Below are 22,869 nucleotides of genomic sequence, written 5' to 3' on the forward strand. Positions count from 1 at the left end.
TCCAGCACAGGGCCGGCCGGAGGCGCTTCCGGGGACGAGGCGAATGCGGCGGAGCTCAACGGAGCTCCTCGGCCTTGATGTAGCCGGAGTCGACCAGAACCTTCCGGTAGTTCGCCTTGTCGACGCTGATCGGGTCGAGCAGGTAGGCCGGAACCACCTTCTTGCCGTTGTCGTACGTGCTGTCGTCATTGATCTCGGGCTTCTTGCCGTCGAGGACGGCGATCACCATGTCCGCGGCCACCTTCGCCAGTGCGCGGGTGTCCTTGTACACGGTCTGGGTCTGCTGGTTCGCGATGATCGACTTCACGGAGGCGACCTCGGCGTCCTGGCCGGTGACGATCGGCAACGGCTTGGCCGGACTCCCGTAGTCGTCGGACTTCAGGGCGGACAGGATGCCGATCGAGATGCCGTCGTACGGTGACAGCACGGCGTCGACCCTGGCCGTGGAATAGGCGGAGGTCAGCAGGTCGTCCATGCGCTTCTGCGCCGTGCCTCCGTCCCAGCGCAACGTGGTGACCTGGGCGAGCCGGGTCTGCTGGGAACGGACGACGAGCTGCTTCTTGTCGAGATAGGGCTTCAGCACCTCCATGGCGCCGTTGAAGAAGTACTTGGTGTTGTTGTCATCGTTCGAGCCGGCGAACAGCTCGATGTTGAAGGGGCCCTTCTTCGAGCCGTCCTTCAGGCCCAGCTTCTCGACGATGTAGGTGGCTTGGAGCTTGCCGACCTTCTCGTTGTCGAACGAGGCGTAGTAGGCGACGTGCGGGGATCCCAGGATGAGCCGGTCGTAGGAGATCACCGGGATATCGGCGTCCGCCGCCTGCTGCAGGACGTTGGACAGCGCCTCACCGTTGATGGCCGCCACGACCAGGGCGTCGACACCTTGAGTGATCATGTTCTCGATCTGGGCCACCTGCTGGTCGGGGTCGTCCTCCCCGTACTGCAGGCTGGTGTGGAAGCCGCTCTTCTTGAGACTCGCGGTCATGTTGCCACCGTCGGCGATCCACCGTTCGGAGGACTTGGTGGGCATGGAGATCCCGATGGTGAGGTCCTTCTTGTCCTTCGACTCCTGACTTCCTCCCTCGCTGTTCTGTCCGCAGGCCGTGAGGAGCAGGGCGCAACTGGTGGTCGCGGCGATGAGGATGGGTGCGGCTCGGAAGTTCGTCATGGGCATTACCTGGCAATCTCGTCGTTGAGGGTGCTTCTGTCCCGAAGCGCTTCGGCGGCAGCACGTGTCCTCGCACCACCGGGGCGTCGTCCGGGAGGCAGTCGAGGTTCGACAGCCCCGGTCGAGCTTGATTGTTAGCGCTCGCATCACCGCAGGACAAGGGGAACCAGGCTTTTTCTCGCAACGATGCACGGCCGTGGGCACGGAGAAGGGGGCAAAAGTGGGGCATCCGGCAGAGACCGCCCCTCCACGGCGCCCCCCACCGGACCGCGCCCCCCAGAACAGCACGGTCAACCGACGCGCCTGTACCGTACGCGCGCCGATGCCGCCCCGCGAGGGCGCCGGGCGGCACCGGCCGCATCACCTGCCCGCTCCGGCGGGCAGCAGCATGACGGCCGGTCGGCCCATGGGCGCCTCCGAGCGGACCGCGAGGCCGGGTGTCAACCCGCGCCGGAGGCGCGAACCCGACCCCCGAACGGGTTACGTTCACAGCACCGGGACTCAGGCGCTCGACGGTTCCGCGGCAGCACTCGCCGCAGCCGTCACGGAGGCCGTCGTAGCCGACCCCGCCAGGGTCTTCTTCTGCGAGTGACCCCTCCGGCAACGAGTGACCGACGCCGGTGCAGTCGCGGCAAACGCTTCCAGCCACGTGCGGCTACTCCTCGGGAACCGGACGCCCCTCCCCCACCCCACCGTTCTCGCGGACCGGGGGTGACTACCGGCCTCCGGACTCGCTGTCCCCTCACCCTCGTCCGCGAGCCGGAAGGCGTCCGATCCTCCAGCCCCGGAAGCGGCGGCCGGCCGCCGCTTCGGCGCGTGGACGCCTGCCTGCCCACCGACCGGAGGGCCCGCTCACCCTACGGCGAGGGCGAACACCACACGACTGCGGTCGCGGCGTCGAGGCGTCGCGCCAGGAGGGCAGGCTTCGGTACAGGCCACCCCAGGCAGGTCGGGGGCCGGGATCCCGCAGGGGGGTCACCGCGAAGCCGCCGACAAGCGCATCTCGCGCACCGAACGTCCGTCGACCGATCGGTCCCGAGCAACGTACGGTGTCACATCGCGCGAGGGGCATGACCCAAAGACCGACCAAAACACGGGGTGCACTTGCCCCATGCGGTTGTGAGCGTTAACAATCACAGAGTTACGGATGGCGGTCGTCGTGGAGTGCCGCGACGGTGGTCTACGACGTCGCCACCGATCACACACGGAACGACCCATCGGGCTCTCGGGCTCCGAGAAGGCCTCACACGCCGACTGCACCGCACCTGGCACCCCGTCACCTGACCTGTCGAGAGGAGCCCTGACTCAGGGTGAGCATCAAGCCGACCACCACAGACCTCCAGTGGACCGATGTGGACCAGCGGGCCGTGGACACCGCCCGTGTTCTCGCCGCGGACGCCGTACAGAAAGTCGGGAACGGCCACCCGGGCACGGCGATGAGCCTGGCTCCTGCCGCGTACACCCTGTTCCAGAAGGTGATGCGGCACGATCCCGCGGATGCCGAGTGGACCGGCCGCGACCGGTTCGTCCTCTCCGCCGGCCACTCCAGCCTGACCCTCTACATCCAGCTCTACCTCGCCGGATACGGCCTGGAGCTGGAGGATCTGAAGGCCTTCCGCACCTGGGGCTCGAAGACGCCGGGCCACCCGGAGTACGGTCACACCACCGGTGTCGAGACGACGACCGGGCCGCTGGGCCAGGGTGTCGCCAACGCGGTGGGCATGGCGATGGCCGCCCGCTACGAGCGCGGCCTGTTCGACCCCGAGGCGGCCCCCGGCACCTCCCCGTTCGACCACATGGTGTGGGTCGTCGCGGGTGACGGCTGCCTCCAGGAGGGCATCTCGGCCGAGGCGTCCTCGCTGGCCGGACACCAGAAGCTGGGCAACCTGGTCCTGCTCTGGGACGACAACCACATCTCCATCGAGGGCGACACGGAGACCGCGGTCTCCGAGGACACCATCAAGCGGTACGAGGCGTACGGCTGGCACGTGCAGCGTGTCGACCAGCTGCCCAGCGGCGACCTGGACCCGGCGGGTCTGTACGCGGCGCTCCAGGCGGCCAAGGCCGAGACCGGGCGTCCGTCGTTCATCGCGGCCCGCTCGATCATCGCCTGGCCCGCCCCGAACGCGCAGAACACCGAGGCCGCGCACGGCTCGGCGCTCGGCGACGACGAGGTCGCGGCGACCAAGCGGGTCCTGGGCTTCGATGCGGAGCAGACCTTCGAGGTCTCCGACGAGGTCATCGGCCACACCCGTCAGGCCCTGGACCGCGGCCGCGAGGCCCGCGCCGAGTGGGACAAGGCGTTCGCCGCGTGGCGCACGGCCAACCCCGAGCGCGCCGCCTCCTTCGACCGGATCGCCGCGGGCGAGCTGCCCGAGGGCTGGGAGGAGAAGCTCCCCGTCTTCGAGCCCGGCAAGGGTCTGGCGACGCGTGCCGCGTCCGGCAAGGTGCTCCAGGCGCTCGGTGAGATCGTGCCCGAGCTGTGGGGCGGCTCCGCCGATCTGGCGGGCTCGAACAACACGACGATCGACAAGACGTCGTCGTTCCTCCCCGCGGGCAACCCGCTGCCTCAGGCCGACCCGTACGGCCGGACGATCCATTTCGGCATCCGCGAGCACGCGATGGCCGCCGCGATGAACGGCATCGCGCTGCACGGCAACACCCGCATCTACGGCGGCACCTTCCTGGTGTTCTCCGACTACATGCGCAACGCGGTGCGCCTCTCCGCGCTGATGCACCTGCCGGTGACGTACGTGTGGACGCACGACTCGATCGGCCTCGGCGAGGACGGCCCGACCCACCAGCCGGTGGAGCACCTGGCCTCGCTGCGCGCGATCCCGGGCCTGAACCTGGTGCGCCCGGCGGACGCCAACGAGACCGCCATCGCCTGGCGCGAGATCCTGCGCCGCTACACCAAGGTGTTCGGCAAGGGCACCCCGCACGGTCTGGCGCTGACCCGCCAGGGTGTGCCGACGTACGAGGCGAACGAGAACGCGGCCAAGGGCGGTTACGTCCTTTTCGAGGCCGAAGGCGGCGAGCCGCAGGTACTGCTCATCGCGACCGGCTCCGAGGTGCACGTGGCCGTCGAGGCGCGCGAGCAGCTCCAGGCGGCCGGGGTGCCGACCCGGGTGGTCTCGATGCCGTCGGTCGAGTGGTTCGAGGAGCAGGATCAGGGATACAAGGACAGCGTGCTGCCGCCGTCGGTGAAGGCGCGCGTCGCCGTCGAGGCGGGCATCGGCCTGACCTGGTACCGGTACGTGGGCGACGCGGGCCGCATTGTTTCGCTGGAGCACTTCGGTGCCTCGGCGGACGCGAAGGTGCTGTTCCGCGAGTTCGGCTTCACGCCGGAGCACGTGGCCGCCGCCGCGCGGGAATCCCTCGAAGCCGCAGCGCGCTGACGCCGGCAGATACGACTAGTAGGAGATGCAACTCATGACAGACGCACTCAAGCGCCTCTCCGACGAGGGCGTGGCGATCTGGCTCGACGACCTGTCGCGCAAGCGGATCACGTCCGGGAACCTGGCCGAGCTGATCGACCAGAGCCATGTCGTCGGCGTCACCACCAACCCGTCGATCTTCCAGAAGGCGATCTCCTCGGGCGACGGCTACGAGCAGCAGCTCACCGACCTCGCCGCCCGCAGGGTCACCGTCGAGGAAGCCCTGCGCATGATCACGACGGCGGACGTCCGCGACGCCGCCGACATCCTGCGCCCGGTCTTCGACGCCACCGGCGGCCAGGACGGCCGGGTCTCCATCGAGGTGGACCCGCGCCTGGCCCACAACACCCTGGCCACCGTCGCCGAGGCCAAGCAGCTGGCCTGGCTGGTCGACCGGCCGAACACGCTCATCAAGATCCCGGCCACCAAGGCGGGCCTCCCCGCGATCACCGAGACGATCGGCCGGGGCATCAGCGTCAACGTGACGCTGATCTTCTCGCTGGAGCGCTACCGCGCGGTCATGGACGCCTACCTCGCGGGCCTGGAGAAGGCGAAGGCCGCGGGCCTGGACCTCTCCAAGATCCACTCGGTGGCGTCGTTCTTCGTGTCCCGCGTGGACACCGAGATCGACAAGCGTCTGGACGCGATCGGCTCCGAGACGGCGAAGGCCGCCAAGGGCAAGTCCGCCCTGGCCAACGCCCGGCTGGCCTACGAGGCGTACGAGGAGGTCTTCTCCTCCGACCGCTGGGCGGCCCTGGACAAGGCGCAGGCCAACAAGCAGCGTCCACTGTGGGCCTCGACCGGTGTCAAGGACCCCTCGCTCAAGGACACGCTGTACGTCGACGACCTGGTGGCGCCGAACACGGTGAACACCATGCCGGAGGCGACCCTGGAAGCGGTGGCCGACCACGGCGAGATCACCGGCAACACCGTCGCCGGCGGCTACGACCAGGCACGCGCGGACCTCGACGCCATCAAGAACCTCGGCATCTCCTACGACGACGTCGTACAGGTGCTGGAGGACGAGGGCGTCGAGAAGTTCGAGGCGTCCTGGAACGACCTGCTCAAGTCGACCGAGGCGGAGCTTTCGCGCCTCGCCCCCTCGGAAGCTCCGGCACGTCAGATGTAGGACGCCGAGCCGGCCCGCTCCGCGGTGCCTCTCGTCGACGACCGCACTCGATGGCTGCCGGGCTCTGATGGCAGCCATCGGGTGCGGCTCATGCGGCAGAAGGCGTACGACGCAGCCGAAGGGGCGTGGGCGCTCCCACCCGGAGGCCGGTGATCAGCCGATGCTCCACTGCTGGGCGTTGTTTCCGTTGCAGGTCCACTGCCGGACCTCGGCGCCCGGCGCGGTCCCCCAGTTGTAGTTGTCCAGGCACAGACCACTGTGCCGGTTGCTGAGAGTGGAGAAGCCCTCCCCCACCGCACTGACGCGCCACTGCTGGGCGTTGTTTCCGTTGCAGGTCCACTGCCGGACCTCGGCGCCCGGCGCGGTCCCCCAGTTGTAGTTGTCCAGGCACAGACCACTGTGCCGGTTGCGGATCTGGTAGTAGCCGCCGCTCACCGGCGTCATGGCCCAGTCCTGTACCGCAGCCCCGTTGCAGGTCCACTGCTGTACGGCCGACCCGGGCGCGGTCGCCCAATCACGGTCGTCCAGGCACAGGCGGCTGTGCCTGTTGCGGAGTGCGACCGGTGCCGCGGCGGCGCCCGCCTCGCCGGACGGCCCCTGGACGACGGTCGAGGTGGACACCGGGGTGCCGAGATCGGGTGTTCCGTCCGCCTTCCAGGAGATCTTCTGCACGCGGGTCGTGCGCGACGTCCCGCAGCCCTGCGCGGCCGAGGAGTTCGCGTGGTAGGCGATCCAGGTCTCGCTGCCGTCGGAGAGGAGAAGAACGAGTGATGTCCCGGCCCGAAGACGCCTGCGGCGTCGTCGCGCTGGAACAGGGGTTCGGCGTGCTTGGTCCACGACGCGGCGGCGAGAGGGCTGCCGCCCCGGTACTCCAGCATGCCCAGCTTGTAGTTGGGACCGTTGCAGTGGCTGGCCGAGTACGTGAGGAAGGTACGCCCGTCACGCTGTAGGGCGAACGACCCCTCGTTGACCGCTCCGTCCTGCCGCTCCCAGGCCAGGGTCGGGCCGAAATCCGTGTCCCGGTCGCTCCGGCGGTCCACGGGTTCACCATCGGCGCGATGTAGATCGACTGCAGGTTGTCCTGCGGGGCAAAGGCGGAGAACGTCATGTAGAGGCTGCCGTTGAGCTTCAGCAGGCTCGCGTCGATGGCCCAGCCGTTGTCGGGCATGAGGTCGATGATGCCGCGGTCGGTGTACGGCCCCAGCGGGTCGCGCCCGGAACTCTCCAGGACGTGTGTCCTGCGGGGCCCGCCGCTCTGCTCGATCGAGTAGTACAGGTACCAGCGGTCACCGACCATCTCCAGATGCGGCGCCCACATGGCGGTCCCGCCGGTGCGGAAGACCAGGCGCTCCGGGGCGTCACGCAGACCGGCCAGCGTCGGCGACCGGCGCATGACGATGTCGGACGACCAGGTGGTGGCGACGTAGTAGTAGAAGCCCTCGTGGTACACCAAGGTCGGGTCGGCGCTGTTCGGCGCGCCGACCGCGGGATTGGTGAAGGAGGGGCCGGGCGCCGCCTCGACCCGGGGGATCCGATGAGGTTGATGCTCATGATGGTGACGAGAGCCACCGCGAACAGGAGAAGTCGTCCTGTCGATGTTCGTTGTCGAGCGAATGACACCGTGCCTCCTGGGGGCGTCGGTCGTGCCGGGTGAGGGGCAAAAGGAGCTGGAGAGCGGTCTGGGCCGGGCCCCGGGCCGTTCCTCGCGCACACCACACGCGAGGAGCGGCCCCCGGGGCCCTCGCGGATCGAGGAAAGGTCAGTACCCGACGCGGAAGGTCGCGTCGGCACGGCCGCCGGCGCTCACCGCCTCATCGATGCGCAGGGCGAAGCCCGCGTGCCGGAGATGGCGTGCGGGGTGGTTGAGGGAGCGGAAGGACGACCAGTCCGGGTCCGCCAGACCCGGCTCACGACGGAACGTGGCGTCCTGCGCGAACTGTGCCGTTCCGTCGTCGCGGAGAAGCTTGACCGCGAACCCCTGGTGCCGCAGGTAGTGGCCGGGGAAGCTCAGTGACTCGAACGAAACCCCGTCGGCGTCGGCCAGACCGGGCGTCAGGCGCCATACGGAGTCCAGGTGGGGCTCCGACGGCTGTTCGGCGATCCCGGCGTCGAAGTTGGCGTGCCGGACGAAGTGGCCCGGGAAGTTGTACGACTTCAGCCGCTTTCCCTCCGTGCCGCCGAACGTCCGCAGCAGCCGGTCGTACTCTGCGGCGGTCACGGTCTGGATCGTATTGTGCTTCGCGTTCAACGGCGCGGTGTACCGGCTGCGGTCGAGCTTCGTCCAGGAAGCGGACGCCAGGTCTCCCTCCCAGACATCGAACCTCGCGTTCGGGCAGAAGGTGTCGCCCCAGACCTGCCAGGTGCCGGATGTCAGGGACTTGACCACGGTCGGGGCCTCGGTGCACGGGTTCTCCGCGAGAGTGCCGCCGTAGCGCCTGAAGCTGCCCGGGTCCGACGACGCCGACCGGGCGCCGACCAGGCCGCCGGTCGCGTGGTCCTTGTAGTACAGGTAGTTCATGCCGTTGACGTCGGTCACGACATGCGAGTCAATGACGCCCGCCGGGCCGCCGTCGAAGAACGTGATGGGCGCGGTGGTGGTGCGGAAGTCGGTGGTGTAGGCGACCGCGATGACCGAGTACCTGCTGCCCTCGGGGACCGTCGAGTAGGTGATCCCGTACGCCTGCCGGCTCCGGTCCCAGTGAACGGCAGGCGCCCAGCTGTAGGAGTTCGGATTGGTCCGGTTGACGTTGAGCAACCGGTCGGCGGACCAGTTCACCAGGTCCGGGGAGGTCCAGACGTGGATGTTCGGATTGGGAGCGGCGAAATCGCCCCCTCTGGGAATGTCCGTCGCGACGGCCACCCAGGTGCCGTCGTTGAGCCGGTACAGGAAGGGATCGCGGAGGCCCTTGGTGCCGGCCGTGGGTGTGAGCACCGCCCTGTTGTCCTTGAGCGGTGTCCACTCCAGGCCATCGGTGCTCAGGGCCAGGTGGAGGGCGTTCACGTCGCCCGATCCGTTGAGGGACTCCTTGAAGTAGCCCATGACGTAGCCCGCATCGTCGGCGGCCACAGTCGCGTTGCTCGCCGCGTCGGTGGGCTGGGACGCATGTGCGGGCTCGGCGACCACGGCGGTGGCGGCGAGCGAAGCCGCGACGAGCCAGCGGGCGAGCCGACTCCGATGAGATCTTCTCAAGAGGCATCCATTCGCGTGTGGGGGCAGGCGAGCACGGGGAAGGCGGAGATGCCATGCCTGCTTTCCGAAGGAAGGTCAGGAGCGGTCGGTTCCGTCTGCGACGCGGTGAGTGGGAAGAGGCAGGCAGGGCGAAGAGGTCATGCGTGTGCGGGGCATGACGCAGTGGAGCAGCGGTGCTTTCGGGCTCCGCCGACCCGGGCCCTTCGTTCTCGCGGCCGCCGAGAAGGCGCTCGGTGTCCGTCGCCCGGCAGCGACGGATTCCCTGACCGGCCCGACGCGGTCAACCGCGAACACCCCTCGTGGGCAACTTGCCTGCGATGGGTACGAACGCCGGACCGACGGCGGTGAGCAGCACGTAACGTAGCTCACACATCCACCACCGACAACCCCTTCTGTTATCGATAACACTCGCGTGTTGGCCGGCAGTTCACTTCCTCCGCCACCTGAACAGGCGACCTGCGGAACCGCCCTCCTCCACCACGCCGCCCCCTCGCCGGCCGGGCCCACGTCAATGTTCCGCGATGTTTTGCGAGTACGACAAGCCGACCAGGGGCAAGCCCGGCGAACGGGAGTCACCCGCCGCGGAGTACGGCCGACGCGAGGAGTTGTTTCCGAGGGATTGAGCCGACGAACAAGCGCTGTTAACGTTCACACCGATCGAGGCCTCCTTCGACCGCTCGTCGGTGAGGGCCGGGCCGATCCACCACGTACCCGCCCTACTCGTTCTCGGGAGGAGCCGTGTCGTCCAGAAAGGGCCCTTCGTGACCGCGCCGTCCTCGAAGAGCCGCGCCCGGGCCGACCGCCGAGCGGGCGGCCGGACTCACGGCTCGTGGGCACAGCCTTCCCCGGCGCCCTCCGCTTTCCCGCGCGCAGACCCGGTCGCCCGGCCCGCGCTGCTCCCGCCCCGGAGCCAACGCTGGACACCGGTCCGCTGCCGTCCTCGCATCATCGACGAAGGAGATTCCCGTGAGGCTCAGAAGTCGCGGCCTGCTCACCGCGTCGGCCGTCCTGGCCGTGTTGTCGATCGGTATACCGGCCCCCGCCTCGGCGGCTGCGCCCACTCCGGCGGCGACCTTCGTGAATCCGATCGCCCAGCAACGCGCCGATCCGCACATCCACAAGCACACGGACGGCTTCTACTACTACACCGCGACCGTTCCCGCCTACGACCGCATCATCCTGCGCCGGGCCACCACGCTTCAGGGGCTGTCGACCGCCCCCGAGACAACGATCTGGACCAAGCACGCCACCGGTGACATGGGCGCACACATCTGGGCCCCGGAGATCCACTTCATCGACGGCAAGTGGTACGTCTACTTCGCCGCGGCCCCCGCCGACGACCCCTGGGCGATCCGTCCGTACGTCCTGGAGTCGAGTGCCGCCAATCCGCTCACCGGCGCCTGGAGCGAGAAGGGGAGGATCAGTCTGCCGCTGAACACGTTCTCCCTGGACGCCACCACCTTCGTGCACAACGGCACCCGCTACCTGAGCTGGGCACAGGCCGATCCCGCCGTCGGCGACGGCACGGGCATCTACATCGCCCGGATGTCCAACCCCTGGACCATCAGCGGCCGTCCGGCCCGCATCGCCTCCCCCACCCACGCCTGGGAGACCAGAGGCCACCGGGTCAATGAGGGGCCGGCTTTCATCAGCAAGGGTGACAAGGTCTTCATGACCTTCTCCGCCAGTGCCACGGACAGCAACTACTGCCTGGGGCTCCTGACGGCCGACCGGACGGCCGATCTGCTGAACCCCGCCTCCTGGTCCAAGAAGCCCACGCCCGTCTTCACCAGCAACACGGCGACGAGCCAGTACGGTCCGGGCCACAACTCCTTCACCGTCTCCGAGGACGGTGCGTCGGACATCATGGTCTACCACTCCCGTACCTACCGGGACATCAACGGCGACCCGTTGAACGACCCCAACCGGCAGACCCGGATGCAGAAGCTGTACTGGAACAGCGACGGCACTCCCAACTTCGGCGTACCTGTCGCCGAAGGCCCCACCCCCGTCCGCTTCTCCTCGTTCAACTTCCCCGACCGGTACATCCGCCACTCAGGTCTGCGCGCCCGGGTGGAGGCGAACGTCACCGACCTCGCCGACTCGCAGTTCCGCATCGTCAGCGGACTGGCCGGCAACGGCACGGTCTCCCTGGAGTCGACGAACTTCCCCGGCTACTACCTGCGCCACAAGGGATTCGAGGTCTGGCTGGAGAGGAACGACGGATCTTCTCTGTTCTCCGGTGACGCCTCCTACCACCGCAGGCCCGGTCTGGCCGACGCGTCGGCCGGTCTCTCCTTCGAGTCGTTCAACTACCCGGGCCGCTACCTGCGGCACTACGACAGCCTTCTGCAGTTGCAGCCGGTGAACTCGGCGCTGGACCGGGCCGACGCCACCTACTCCACCACTTAGGCAGTGTCTCTTCGATCAGCCGATCGCTGTTGTGGTCATGCTCAACAGGGAGATCTCACGGACGGCGAGTGGGCGGTGCTAGAGCCGCTGTTGCCGAGGAGCAACCACCGCTGGGGGCGGTGGCGGAACCATCGGCAGCGGACTGCACGCAGTTCGAGTCGGTCGTGGACAAGCTCCGGATCCCGCGGCCGGGGCCTGGGCGTTTACGGCGGCCGCCGGACGGTGTCGCGGCGGACAAAACGTACAGCGACCGCGTGATCCGCGGGGATCCGCGGCGTCGCCGTGCAGCAGGATCAACGGCTCACCGGAACCATGCTCCTCGATGTACAGAGACAGGCCGTTGACCTCTGCGTAGCTCATCGCATCACCTTTCGTCATGATCACCGCGGGGTAGACCGTAGCGGCCCGTGAATCTCGTCGGTCACCTCGCAGCTAGCCCCTCACCAAGATCTTCATCGACCTCCCAGGCCCACCCCTCGGACCCTCCGTAGGAGCGGGAAGCCGCTGGCCGGCGTGGTGACCGCGGTGTGCACGATGGCGCGGGCAGGGAGTTGATCCTCAGGGTTGCGCGGCGGCCGTGCGGTGCCTCGCAGAACAGCCGTGTGGGCGGGCCACAGACGTGGCCCGCCCACACGGCTGTCGTGCGGACGGCGCCCCGGCGGGGGCCCGTCCGGTACAGCGCGCCCCGCCGTGTACCCCCGCTCGGTGCTGTGCCGCGGCGACCGATCCGTCCGGCACGCGGGCAGGCCGGGTGGAACAGCCTTCGGTGTGGACGCTGCGGCTCTCGTCGGCGAGCACCGGCGAGCACCTGGGGCTGACCGGCCGGGCGGGGTCTCCCTCCTGCGGGAGGGCCGCGTCACGCCTCGGCCCGGGTCACATCCGCTGGGCGAGCCGGTGGTACGCCTGGTTCCAGCGGAGACGGTCCTCGAAGTCATGGGCCGTCGTGGTGCTGTCGATCATCACCAACTCGGTGCCGGCCATCTGCGCGAAGTCACGCAGCACGTCCGACCCCACCGTGGTGAGGACCGTGTGGTGCGGGCCGCCGGCCATCAGCCAGCACTCGGCCGAGGTGGACAGCGAGGGCCGCGGCTCCCACACGGCCCGCGCCACCGGCAGGCACGGCAGCGGCTCGTCCGGCAGGACGACATCGATGTCGTTGGCGACGAGCCGGAATCGGTCGCCCATGTCGGCCAGACCGATCACGGTGGCGGGACCGGCGGCGGCGTCGAACACCAGGCGCACCGGGTCCTCACGCCCTCCGATCGACAGGGGGTGGATCTCGCAGGACGGCCGGGCGTCAGCGATCGAGGGGCAGACTTCGAGCATGTGGGCGCCGAGGGTCTTGGGCGTGCCGGGCCCGAAGTGGTAGGTGTAGTCCTCCATGAACGAGGCCCGCGGTCCCATGGCCTTCGCGGCGGCGAGCAGTGCGGAGGTCTTCCAGTCGCCCTCGCCGCCGAAGCCGTAACCGTCGGCCATGAGCCGCTGGACGGCCAGGCCGGGGAGCTGACGCAGTCCGCCGAGGTCCTCGAAGTTGGTGGTGAAGGCGCCGAAGCCGCCCTGTTCCAGGAACCGACGCAGACCGGCCTCGATGGCGGCCGCATCGCGCAGCGAGGAGTGGCGATCGCCACCTTGCATCAACTCCGGTGCCAGTCGGTAGAGTTCGGAGTACTCGCCGACGAGCTTGTCGATCTCGTCGGCGGTCACGGCGTCGACGAGCTCGACGAGGTCGTTGACGCCATAGGTGTTGACGCTGACGCCGAACCGGAGTTCCGCCTCCACCTTGTCGCCCTCGGTCACGGCCACGTCGCGCATGTTGTCACCGAACCGCGCCAGGCGGAGGTTGCGCATGCGGTGGAAGCCGATGGCAGCACGGACCCAGTCGTCCACCCGCCTGACGACCTCCGGGTCGGACACATGGCCCACCACGGTCTTGCGGGCCACCCCGATGCGGGTCTGTATGTAGCCGAACTCACGGTCGCCGTGGGCGGCCTGGTTGAGGTTCATGAAGTCCATGTCGATGGACGACCACGGCAGTTCCCGGTTGAGCTGGGTGTGCAGGTGCAGCAGCGGCTTGCGCAACGCGTCGAGCCCGGAGATCCACATCTTCGCGGGAGAGAAGGTGTGCATCCACGCGACCACCCCGACACAGTCCGGGTCGGTGTTGGCGGCCTCCAGTGTCCGCCTGATGGCGGAGGCCTCGGTCAGGACCGGCTTGCCCACGATGTCGGCGCCGATCCGCCCGGAAGCGGCCAGCATCTCCTGGATCCCGGCCGACTGCTCCGCGACCTGGTTCAGGGTCTCGGCGCCGTAGAGGTGCTGGCTCCCCGTCAGGAACCAGATCTGCGGATGGGTGGTGGTGTTCATCGGTCTTCCCCTCGTGGGCTCACTGGCCGTAGACGTTCTGGTAGCGCTCGTAGAGCCGGTCCACGGCGGCCGCGTCGATGGCGTCCGGGTACCGAGCTGGTGCGCGTAGTGGACGGTGCGGGCCACGTCCTCGACCATGACGGCCGCCTTCACCGCCGCACGCGCGTCGCGGCCGACGGTGAAGGGGCCATGGCTGCGCATGAGGACGGCGGGCGAGCGGCTGTCGCGGAGGGTGTCCACGATGCCGCGTCCGATGGAGTCGTCTCCGATCAGCGCGAAGGGGCCGACCGGGACCTCGCCGCCGAACTCGTCGGCGATCATGGTCAGGACGCACGGGATGGGTTCGCCGCGCGCGGCCCAGGCGGTGGCGTACGGCGAGTGGGTGTGAACCACTCCGCCGACCTCGGGCATGTGCCGGTAGACGTACGCGTGGGCGGCGGTGTCCGAGGACGGCGCCAGGTCGCCCTCGACCAGGTTGCCGTGGAGGTCGGTCACGACCATCGTGTCCGCGCTGAGGTCGTCGTAGGACACGCCGGAGGGCTTGATGACCATGAGGTCCTCCCCCGGAACGCGGGCCGAGACGTTTCCGGCGGTCCATATCACCAGCCCGTATCGCGTCAGTTCGCGGTGCAGGTCAGCGACGGTCTGGCGGAGGTTCTTCACGCTGTCGGCGGCGTCCATCACTTCTCCTTCGATTCGATGGCGGAGCGGCGCATGGCGCGCAGTCTGCGCATGACGTCGTTGCCGCCCCGGCCGAAGTGGTCGTGCAGGGCGGTGTACTCGGCGAAGAGCCGGTCATAGGCGGCGGCTTCCGCGGGGCGCGGCCGGTAGACGGCCCGGTCGACCGAGCCCATGGCGGTGGCGGCGGCCCGGACGTCGGGGTGCGCGCCCGCGGCCACGGCCGCGTGGAGGGCCGACCCGAGGGCCGGCCCCTGGGTGGAGCGGATGATCGACAGCGGCATGCCGAGGATGTCGGAGTAGAGCTGCATCAGGAACGCGTTGCGCACCAGGCCGCCGGCGATGATGACCTCGTCGACGGGTACGCCCGCCGCGGTGAAGGTCTCCACGATCGTGCGCGTGCCGAACGCGGTGGCTTCGAGCAGTGCGCGGTAGACGTCCTCGGGCCGGGTGGAGAGGGTCTGCCCCAGAACCATCCCGGACAGTTCGTGGTCGACGAGCACCGAGCGGTTGCCGCTGTGCCAGTCGAGGGCGATCAGTCCGTGCTCACCGACCTGCTGGTTCGCCGCCAGTTCGGTGAGCAGTTCATGGACGGAGAGGCCGCGTTCCCGGGCCTGTAGGTGGCAGCTCTCGGGGACCTGGTGCTCGATGTACCAGGCGAAGATGTCCCCCACACCGCTCTGCCCGGCCTCGTAGCCCCACAGCCCGTCGACGATGCCGCCGTCGACCACGCCGCACATGCCGGGGACCTCGCGCAGGGTGTCGCCGTTGAGGACGTGGCAGGTGGAGGTGCCCATGATCGCGACCAGTTGGCCGGGCTCCACGGCACCGGCCGCCGGTGCGGTGACGTGCGCGTCGACGTTTCCGACGGCGACCGCGATGCCCTGCGGCAGTCCGGTCCAGGCCGCGGCCTCGGCGCTCAGACCGCCGGCCCGGTCGCCGAGCCGGCCGATGGACTGGTCCAGCTTCTCGGTCACGAAGTCGGCGAAGGCCGGGTTCAGTTCGGCGAGGAAGTCCGCGGTGGGGTACTCGCCGTCCTGGTGGATCCCCTTGTAGCCGGCGCTGCAGGCGTTGCGTACGTAGACCCCGGTGAGTCGCCAGACGATCCAGTCGGCGGCCTCCACCCACCGCTCCATGGCCGAGTACACGTCGGGCGCCTCCTCCAGCAACTGCAGCGCCTTGGCGAACTCCCACTCCGAGGAGATCAGCCCGCCGTACCTCGGCAGCCACTTCTCCCCGCGCTCCCGCGCCAGCGCGTTGATCCGGTCGGCCTGCGGCTGGGCGGCGTGGTGGCGCCAGAGCTTGACGTACGCGTGTGGATCCCCGGCGAGCTCGGGGAGGTCGCACAACGGGGTTCCGTCCCCGGTGGTCGGCACCATCGTGCAGGCGGTGAAGTCGGTCCCGATTCCGATCACCCGGGCCGGATCGACCCCGGCGTCCGCGATCGCGGCCGGCACGGCGATCCGCAGGACGTCGAGATAGTCCTCGGGAACCTGCAGCGCCCAGTCCGGCGGGAGGGCCCGGCCCGTCGCGGGCAGGGCCCGGTCGATGACGCCGTGACGGTAGGCGTGGACGCCCGTGCCCAGCTCGGCGCCGTCGCGGACCCGCACCACTACGGCCCGTCCGGACAGCGTGCCGTAGTCGACACCGACTACGAGGGAGTCAGGTTCGTCGGCCATGAAGCCACCTTTGATCGTTCGTAGAAGGACATCCGAAGTGTTATCGCTAACAATCTGCGCGTCAAGACATCCGCCGACGGGAATGTCTGGGCATGTGAGCGTGCTCAGGCCGGAATCAAGAAGATCGGCTGAGGGCTTGGCTCAGTCGCGCGGAGCCGCGACGCTCTCCCGCGGGATGAGCGTGGGGTTGAGCGTGCGCAGCGAGGGCCCCGACTCGCCCTCGATCCGGGCCAGCAGAAGGCTGAGAGTCTCGGTGGCCACCCCGTCGAAGTCGGGGCGCACCGTGGTCAGCGGGGGCGAGAAGAACTCGGCCTCGGGGACGTCGTCGAATCCGACGATGCTCACATCGCGAGGGACGCGACGGCCCCGCTCGGCCAAGGCACGGATGGCTCCGAGCGCAAGGTGGTCGTTGGCCGCGAACACCGCGGTCACATCCGGCATACGGGCCAGCATCTGGCCCGCGCGATAGCCGGAGGACGCGCTCCAGTCCGCGGAACTGACGGGCGGGATCTCGGCGCCGGCCTCGTGCAGAGCGCGCCGCCACCCGCGCGCCCGGCCCGCGGCGTCGAACCAGTCGGACGGGCCCGAGATGTGCCACACGGTCTGGTGCCCGGCCTCCAGCAGGTGCCGGGTGGCGGCGAAGGCGCCCGCCTCCTGGTCGACCGTGACCAGGGCTCCGCCCCGGCCGGGGTCCCCGTCCACGGCGACCAGGGGAACATCGGCCGGGATCTCCGCCAGCGCCTCGTCGGCGGAGGCGGTGGGGGCGATGACCACGATGCCGGCGACCCGCTGGTCGCGGTGGTGCTCCACCGCCGCGGCGATGGAGGAGCGGTCGAGGACGCGCACCCGCCGCACGCTCACCGCGAAGCCCTGGGCCGCGGCGGCCAGTTCGAAAGCGGCCAGCATGGAGGTGGGCCCGTACAGGGTCGAGTTCTGCGCCACCACGCCGATCTGCTGGGACCGGCCGGTCACCAGCGTGCGTGCGGCACGATTGGGGCGGTACCCCAGCTCGGTGATGGCAGCACGCACTCTCAGCCGCGTCTGCTCCCGGACATTGGGATGCCCATTGAGGACGCGGGAGACCGTCTGGTGGGAGACCCCGGCAAGTCGCGCCACATCCGTCATCGCCGGCTCGCGTACCCGGGCAGCCGCCGCGGTGTCCTCCACCTGCATCTCCTGACTCCGCCGTTTCTTCCTGCCCGACACCTGTGAGGGACCACGCAGGGACGCGGCACCCGAACCTTAACCAGGCTAGGGGGCCGACAGCCAGCGCACCCCTCCCCGCGTCCGCCGTGATCTGGGCGCGGAACGCCCCGAGCCTCGTGAACATCAAGGGCTTCTCGATAATGAGCGCTAACATATCTCATCCTCCCTCCCGCCTTCAGATGCGCAAAATCGCCGTAACGAAGGGGTTGACGGGGCAGATGTGAGCGTTCACTCTGATGCACCAGTGACTCCGGTCACGCGAAGCTCGCCACCCGAGTGGGCACAGTTGAGCACGGAGGAAGCAGTGTTGAAGAAGATCGCCACGGGTGTCAGCGTTCTGCTGCTCGCCACACTGACGGCGTGTGGTTCGGGCGGCACCTCGGCCAAGGACGGCGACAGCGGCGAGCTCACCATGGGCTTCGCCCAGGTCGGCGCCGAGAGCGGCTGGCGTACGGCCAACACCAAGTCCATCCAGCAGTCCGCGAAGACAGCGGGCATCGAGCTGAAATTCTCCGATGCCCAGCAGAAGCAGGAAAACCAGATCAAGGCCATCCGCTCCTACATCCAGCAGAAGGTCGACGTCATCGCCTTCAGCCCGGTGGTGGAGACCGGCTGGGACGCGGTGCTGCTGGAGGCCAAGCGGGCCCGCATCCCCGTGATCCTGACCGACCGCGCGGTCGACTCCGACGACGACACCCTGTACGAGACGTTCCTCGGCTCCGACTTCGTCGAGGAGGGCGAGAAGGCCGGCGAGTGGCTGGTCCAGAACACCGAGGGTCCCGTCAACGTGGTGGAACTGCAGGGCACCACCGGCGCCGCGCCGGCCATCGACCGCAAGAAGGGCTTCGAGGAGAAGATCGCCGCGCGCCCCGACATCAAGATCAAGGCTTCCCAGAGCGGCGACTTCACCCGCTCCGGCGGCAAGCAGGTCATGGAGGCCTTCCTGCGCTCCCACCCCGACGTCGACGTCGTCTACGCCCACAACGACGACATGGGCCTGGGTGCCATCGAAGCCATCAAGGCCGCCGGCAAGAAGCCCGGCAAGGACATCAAGATCATCACTGTTGACGCCGTCAAGGACGGGATGCAGGCGTTGGCCGACGGAGAGATCAACTACATCGTCGAATGCAACCCGCTCCTCGGCGACCAGCTCATGGAGCTCGCCAAGAAGGTCGTGGACGGCGAGAAGGTCCCCAAGCGGGTGGTCACCGAGGAGACCACCTTCACGCCCGAGCAGGCGAAGAAGGCGCTGCCCGACCGGCAGTACTGATCCAAGAGCTCCAGTCCCTGCCACCGCGCCCCTCGTGCCGGTGGCAGGGGCTGCACCCACGACGAAAGCACTGGTCATGACCGATTCCTCCGCGCTTACCGGCACCCCGGTGGTCGAGATGCGCGACATCAGCGTCGAGTTCCCCGGCGTCAAAGCTCTCTCGGGTGTCGACTTCCGTCTGCTCCCCGGTGAAGTGCACGCTCTGATGGGCGAGAACGGGGCAGGCAAGTCCACCCTCATCAAGGCACTCACCGGCGTGCATCCTCCGACGACAGGCGTCATACACCTGCACGGCGAACCGGTCGCTTTCGACGCGCCCGGCCAGGCGCAGGATGCCGGGATCAGCACCGTTTACCAGGAGGTCAACCTCCTGCCCAACCTCTCGGTGGCGGAGAACATCCTGCTGGGCCGCGAGCCACGCCGGCTGGGACACATCGACGGACGGGCCATGCGCGCGCGGGCGAAGGAACTGCTCACCCGCGTCGGGCTGTCCATCGAACCCGCCTCTCTTCTGGGCTCCCACCCGATCGCTGTGCAACAACTCGTGGCGATCGCGAGGGCACTGGTCGTGGACGCACGCGTCCTGGTCCTGGACGAGCCCACCTCCAGCCTGGACGCCGACGAGGTCGCCGAGCTCTTCCGCATCGTGCGCGTGCTGCGCGACGACGGAGTCGCCATCCTTTTCGTCTCCCACTTCCTCGACCAGGTCTACGAGATCGCCGACCGCATGACCGTCCTGCGAAACGGCTCACTCGTCGGCGAGTACCTGCCTTCCGAGATGAACCACATCGAACTCGTCGCAGCGATGCTCGGCCGTGAGCTGGGAGTGCTGGAAGAGGTGCAACGGCGCTCGGAAGCCCGGGCTCCCGGCACCGCGCCGCTCCTCACCGCCGTCGCCCTGGGCCGCACGGGAGCGATCGCCCCCGTCGACCTGGAGATCCACGCCGGGGAGGTCGTCGGTCTGGCCGGTCTGCTCGGCTCGGGCCGCACCGAACTGGCCCGCATGCTCTTCGGCGCGGACCGCGCGCATACCGGAACTCTCACGTTCAACGGCAGGGAACACCGCCCCCGCGGTCCCCGGGCGATGATCGCCCAGGGGGTGGCTTTCTGCTCCGAGGACCGCAAGGCCGAAGGGGTCGTCGCCGATCTCAGTATCCGCGACAACCTCGTGCTCGCCCTGCAGGCCGCCCGGGGGTGGGCACGCCCCATCCCGCGGCGCACCTCCGACGCTCTGGTGAGGGAGTACATAGAGAAGCTGGACATCCGTCCCGCCGACCCGGACGCCATCATGAGCACCCTTTCCGGCGGTAACCAGCAGAAAGTGCTGCTCGCACGCTGGCTGGTCACCAAGCCCCGGCTGCTCATCCTCGACGAACCCACCCGGGGCATCGACATCGGCGCCAAGGCGCACATCCAGAAGGTCGTGGCCGACCTCGCGGCCGAGGGAATGGCGGTGCTGTTCATCTCCGCCGAACTGGAAGAAGTGGTACGCGTGTCCGACCGGGTCGTCGTCCTGCGCGATCGGCGCAAAGTGGCTGAACTCACCGGGCAGGACGTCTCGGTGGACAAGATCATGTCTGTCATCGCCGCTCCGAGCGACCACCGCACCGCGGCGGTGGCCTCATGACGCGCTCGCGGCTGTTGTGGCCGCTCGTCGCCCTCGTCGCACTGCTCGTCCTCAACATCGCCGTCGAGCCCTCCTTCGTGGAACTCCGGATCCAGGACGGGCACCTCTTCGGCAGCATGATCGACATCCTCCGCAACGGAGCACCGACCCTCCTGATCGCCGTCGGCATGACCCTGGTCATCGCCACACGCGGCATCGACCTGTCCGTGGGAGCCGTCGCCGCCATCGCCGGCGCGATCGCCTGCACCTACATATCCGGCGGCGGGAACGCGGCGACCGCGGTCCTGCTGGCTCTGAGCGTGTGCGTCCTGCTCGGGCTGTGGAACGGCTTCCTGGTCTCCGTCCTCGGAATCCAGCCGATCATCGCCACCCTCGTCCTGATGACGGCGGGCCGCGGCGGCGCGATGCTGCTCACCGAGGGCCAGATCGTCACCGTCAAGGATCCGCTCTACCGGCAGATCGGCTCAGGCTTCCTCGTCCTGCCGATCGCGATCCTGACCAGCCTCGCCGTCCTGACGGCCGTCGCCCTCATCACCCGCCGAACCGCGTTGGGCATGCTCATCGAAGCCGTGGGGGTCAACCCCAAGGCGGGCGAACTCGCGGGCGTACGCTCCCGCACGATCATCTGGACGGTCTACGTCTTCGCCGGTCTGTGCGCGGGGGTCGCGGGCCTGATGATCAGCTCCAACGTGAACGCCGCCGACGCCAACAACGCCGGTCTGTGGATCGAGATGGACGCCATCCTGGCTGTCGTCATCGGGGGCACCTCGCTGGCCGGAGGAAGGTACTCCCTCGCCGGGACGATGCTGGGCGCTCTCATGATCCAGACGCTCACCACCACCGTCTACACCATCGGTGTCCCGACCAACGTCACGCTGGTCTTCAAGGCCGTCGTCGTGATCGCCGTCTGCCTGCTCCAGTCGCCCCGGACGGCGAGGATGCTCCGCGCACGCCGTGAGACCGCCGTTCCTACGTCCCGCTCCCAGGAGGTGGCCGCCGGATGAGCACCTTGGCTCTTTCCTCCGCGCGCTTTCCCCAGCGTTTCCTGCCCGTGGTCGCCACCTTCGCGGTATTCGTGGTCACCTTCGGAGCCGGGTCGGTCCGGTACGAGAACTTCGCGTCGGGGCAGGTGGTCGCGAACCTGTTCGTCGACAACTCCTTCCTCATCGTCCTCGCGGTGGGCATGACCTTCGTCATCCTGACCGGCGGCATCGACCTCTCGGTCGGCGCGGTCGCCGCCCTCTCGACCATGATCGCCGCGGCCACGCTCAACGCGGGATGGCCTCCGCTGCTTTCGATCGTCACGGTCCTCGGTTCCGGCGCCACCCTGGGTCTGCTCATGGGTCTGGTCATCCACCACTTCGAGGTCCAGCCCTTCATCGTCACGCTCGCAGGCATGTTCCTGGCCCGCGGGCTGTGCTTCCTCATCAGTGTCGAGTCGGTCTCCATCACCGAGCCCGCGTTCCGTGAGTTCGCGAGCGGGGCCATCACCCTGCCGGGCGACATCACACTGACCTACAGCGTCGTGATCGCGCTGGCCGTGGTCCTGGCCGCGCTGTACGTCCTGCACCTGACCCGCTTCGGCCGGACCGTCTACGCCGTGGGCGGCAGTGAGTCGTCGGCCCGCCTGATGGGCTTGGCCACCAGCCGGGCCAAGGTCGGCGTCTACGTGGTGAGCGGCTTCTGCTCCGCCCTGGGCGGCCTGCTCTTCAGTCTCTACATGCTCTCCGGCTACGGCCTGCACGCCGTCGGCATGGAACTCGACGTCATCGCCGCCGTGGTCATAGGAGGGACGCTCCTCGCAGGCGGGACCGGCTACCTGCTGGGCTCAGTGGTGGGGGTGCTGGTCCTCGGCACCGTGCAGTCGTTGATCTCCTTCGAAGGCACCCTCAGTTCCTGGTGGACGAAGATCGTCATCGGCGCGCTCCTGCTGGTCTTCATCGTGCTCCAGCGTCTGATCGTCCGCCGACAGGTCTGAGCCAGAGGCCGGTCGACACGTCTGCGGCCCGTGCAGGGCACGGGGGGCGTCGGTGGCAGAAGGTGCGCCACGTCGAGCGGAGTTCCTGTGAAGCGAAGCTCTGTGACCTGCGCACCGCGGGGTGACCGCGCACCCCACCCAGGTGTGCGCCACCGCCGATGCGAGCCCGTCGCCGGCCCGGCGAACGCATGGGCTGCGCGGCCGGGTGGGCTAACCTGCCCGGATGAGTCTCCTTGATGACGTGGCCGAGCGCGACGGCCGACGGTGCTGGGTGTGCGACGAGGCGGTCGACCTCGACAAGTCGGTGAACGACCCGCGAGGGCCCAGCGTCGACAGCCGGACCGCCGACCGGAAGGCCAAGGTCACCGAGCGGCTCGCGCACCGCGGATGCAACACCCGCAAGGGTGCGGTCAAGGTGGTCATCGCCTGGCCGGACCACCTGTACGTGGTCGAACCCGCGCCGCTGATCACCGTTGCCGGGAGGCTGGAGCGCAAGGGGGGCCGCGAGATGGTGGGCCGCTGCCCGACCAGGCGGGACGCGCAGGAAGCGGCGGACTGGCTGGTGGACCGGTTCTCCCGACTGGTTCCCGGGCTGCCGGTGACCGCGGACATCGAGCCGGGCGGCGGCCAGTTCCTCGTCTTCCTGGCCTCCGGCCGCCGCTGACCAGGGATCACCCGTTCTCCTCCGAGGCCCACGCGGCCGGGAGAACATCCCGCCCCCGTCGCCACTTCTT

The 22,869-nt window shown here is 68.9% G+C and carries 14 protein-coding genes and 3 pseudogenes; 8 read left to right on the plus strand and 9 right to left on the minus strand.

Annotation, left to right across the window (positions count from 1 at the left end):
- Nucleotides 1–55 precede the first annotated feature (55 nt).
- Nucleotides 56–1,165 carry a multiple monosaccharide ABC transporter substrate-binding protein gene (gene chvE, locus CCZ36_RS02610; RefSeq protein WP_069738610.1) on the minus strand — a complete coding sequence of 370 codons (1,110 nt, stop codon included), beginning with the start codon at nt 1,163–1,165 and terminating at the stop codon, nt 56–58.
- A 1,310-nt stretch (nt 1,166–2,475) separates the two neighbouring features.
- Here chvE and tkt point away from each other — a divergent pair.
- Nucleotides 2,476–4,563, plus strand: coding sequence for a transketolase (gene tkt, locus CCZ36_RS02615; RefSeq protein ID WP_128816952.1), 2,088 nt, complete (start codon nt 2,476–2,478; stop codon nt 4,561–4,563).
- Nucleotides 4,564–4,597: 34 nt separating this feature from the next.
- Nucleotides 4,598–5,731 (plus strand): transaldolase, encoded by a 1,134-nt coding sequence (gene tal / locus CCZ36_RS02620; protein ID WP_128816953.1) that lies wholly within the window; start codon nt 4,598–4,600, stop codon nt 5,729–5,731.
- A 153-nt stretch (nt 5,732–5,884) separates the two neighbouring features.
- On the opposite strand, the gene CCZ36_RS02625 is transcribed toward tal, so the two are convergent.
- The 4 genes and pseudogenes from CCZ36_RS02625 to CCZ36_RS02635 all read right to left on the minus strand — a co-directional run bounded on the left by CCZ36_RS02625 (nt 5,885) and on the right by CCZ36_RS02635 (nt 8,921).
- Nucleotides 5,885–6,568 carry an RICIN domain-containing protein gene (locus tag CCZ36_RS02625; RefSeq protein WP_128816954.1) on the minus strand — a complete coding sequence of 228 codons (684 nt, stop codon included), beginning with the start codon at nt 6,566–6,568 and terminating at the stop codon, nt 5,885–5,887.
- Nucleotides 6,490–6,771, minus strand: a pseudogene (locus tag CCZ36_RS36870) (family 43 glycosylhydrolase); the annotation flags it as partial. The pseudogene CCZ36_RS36870 and the gene CCZ36_RS02625, both read right to left, overlap by 79 nt.
- A 2-nt stretch (nt 6,772–6,773) precedes the next feature.
- Nucleotides 6,774–7,442 (minus strand): annotated as a pseudogene (locus CCZ36_RS36875) (family 43 glycosylhydrolase); the annotation flags it as partial.
- Between the two features lie 48 nt (nt 7,443–7,490).
- Nucleotides 7,491–8,921 carry a glycoside hydrolase family 43 protein gene (locus CCZ36_RS02635; protein ID WP_237302587.1) on the minus strand — a complete coding sequence of 477 codons (1,431 nt, stop codon included), beginning with the start codon at nt 8,919–8,921 and terminating at the stop codon, nt 7,491–7,493.
- A gap of 1,017 nt (nt 8,922–9,938) precedes the next feature.
- Between CCZ36_RS02635 and CCZ36_RS02640 the strand changes: the two genes are divergently transcribed.
- The gene (locus CCZ36_RS02640) at nt 9,939–11,333 is read left to right on the plus strand and encodes a family 43 glycosylhydrolase (RefSeq protein ID WP_370738502.1); all 1,395 of its coding nucleotides are present in this window, start codon (nt 9,939–9,941) and stop codon (nt 11,331–11,333) included.
- 873 nt (nt 11,334–12,206) lie between these two features.
- Here CCZ36_RS02640 and araA read toward each other — a convergent pair.
- From araA to CCZ36_RS02660, 4 genes and pseudogenes are all read right to left on the minus strand, one after another.
- Nucleotides 12,207–13,697 (minus strand): L-arabinose isomerase, encoded by a 1,491-nt coding sequence (araA, locus tag CCZ36_RS02650; RefSeq protein ID WP_069736207.1) that lies wholly within the window; start codon nt 13,695–13,697, stop codon nt 12,207–12,209.
- 138 nt (nt 13,698–13,835) lie between these two features.
- Nucleotides 13,836–14,378 (minus strand): annotated as a pseudogene (locus tag CCZ36_RS35025) (L-ribulose-5-phosphate 4-epimerase); the annotation flags it as partial.
- Complete coding sequence (gene araB, locus CCZ36_RS02655; protein ID WP_128816957.1) at nt 14,378–16,054, minus strand: ribulokinase; 1,677 nt, start codon at nt 16,052–16,054, stop codon at nt 14,378–14,380. The gene araB and the pseudogene CCZ36_RS35025, both read right to left, overlap by 1 nt.
- A 141-nt stretch (nt 16,055–16,195) precedes the next feature.
- Nucleotides 16,196–17,227, minus strand: a complete 1,032-nt coding sequence (locus CCZ36_RS02660; protein WP_069736204.1) for a LacI family DNA-binding transcriptional regulator — start codon at nt 17,225–17,227, stop codon at nt 16,196–16,198.
- A 337-nt stretch (nt 17,228–17,564) separates the two neighbouring features.
- Between CCZ36_RS02660 and CCZ36_RS02665 the strand changes: the two genes are divergently transcribed.
- From CCZ36_RS02665 to CCZ36_RS02685, 5 genes are all read left to right on the plus strand, one after another.
- Nucleotides 17,565–18,530 (plus strand): ABC transporter substrate-binding protein, encoded by a 966-nt coding sequence (locus CCZ36_RS02665; RefSeq protein WP_069742555.1) that lies wholly within the window; start codon nt 17,565–17,567, stop codon nt 18,528–18,530.
- Between the two features lie 76 nt (nt 18,531–18,606).
- A complete protein-coding gene (locus CCZ36_RS02670; protein ID WP_069736202.1) occupies nt 18,607–20,157 on the plus strand; it encodes a sugar ABC transporter ATP-binding protein in 1,551 nt (516 codons plus the stop codon).
- Complete coding sequence (locus tag CCZ36_RS02675; protein WP_128816958.1) at nt 20,154–21,161, plus strand: ABC transporter permease; 1,008 nt, start codon at nt 20,154–20,156, stop codon at nt 21,159–21,161. The genes CCZ36_RS02670 and CCZ36_RS02675 overlap by 4 nt, the downstream gene beginning before the upstream one ends.
- Nucleotides 21,158–22,135, plus strand: coding sequence for a galactofuranose ABC transporter, permease protein YjfF (yjfF, locus tag CCZ36_RS02680; protein ID WP_128816959.1), 978 nt, complete (start codon nt 21,158–21,160; stop codon nt 22,133–22,135). Before CCZ36_RS02675 ends, yjfF begins: the two co-directional genes overlap by 4 nt.
- Before the next feature lie 223 nt (nt 22,136–22,358).
- Nucleotides 22,359–22,799, plus strand: a complete 441-nt coding sequence (locus tag CCZ36_RS02685) for a hypothetical protein (protein WP_069736199.1) — start codon at nt 22,359–22,361, stop codon at nt 22,797–22,799.
- Nucleotides 22,800–22,869: the final 70 nt, after the last annotated feature.

Origin of the sequence: Streptomyces sp. S063, from assembly GCF_002832675.1 — a bacterium.
GTDB classification, from domain to species: domain Bacteria; phylum Actinomycetota; class Actinomycetes; order Streptomycetales; family Streptomycetaceae; genus Streptomyces; species Streptomyces sindenensis.

Coding starts and splice junctions, on each gene's coding strand:
- CCZ36_RS02670 (WP_069736202.1), top strand. CDS start 18,607: ATGACCGATTCCTCCGCGCTTACCGGCACCCCGGTGGTCGAGATGCGC.
- tal (WP_128816953.1), top strand. CDS start 4,598: ATGACAGACGCACTCAAGCGCCTCTCCGACGAGGGCGTGGCGATCTGG.
- CCZ36_RS02660 (WP_069736204.1), bottom strand. CDS start 17,227: ATGCAGGTGGAGGACACCGCGGCGGCTGCCCGGGTACGCGAGCCGGCG.
- CCZ36_RS02675 (WP_128816958.1), top strand. CDS start 20,154: ATGACGCGCTCGCGGCTGTTGTGGCCGCTCGTCGCCCTCGTCGCACTG.
- araB (WP_128816957.1), bottom strand. CDS start 16,054: ATGGCCGACGAACCTGACTCCCTCGTAGTCGGTGTCGACTACGGCACG.
- yjfF (WP_128816959.1), top strand. CDS start 21,158: ATGAGCACCTTGGCTCTTTCCTCCGCGCGCTTTCCCCAGCGTTTCCTG.
- CCZ36_RS02685 (WP_069736199.1), top strand. CDS start 22,359: ATGAGTCTCCTTGATGACGTGGCCGAGCGCGACGGCCGACGGTGCTGG.
- chvE (WP_069738610.1), bottom strand. CDS start 1,165: ATGACGAACTTCCGAGCCGCACCCATCCTCATCGCCGCGACCACCAGT.
- araA (WP_069736207.1), bottom strand. CDS start 13,697: ATGAACACCACCACCCATCCGCAGATCTGGTTCCTGACGGGGAGCCAG.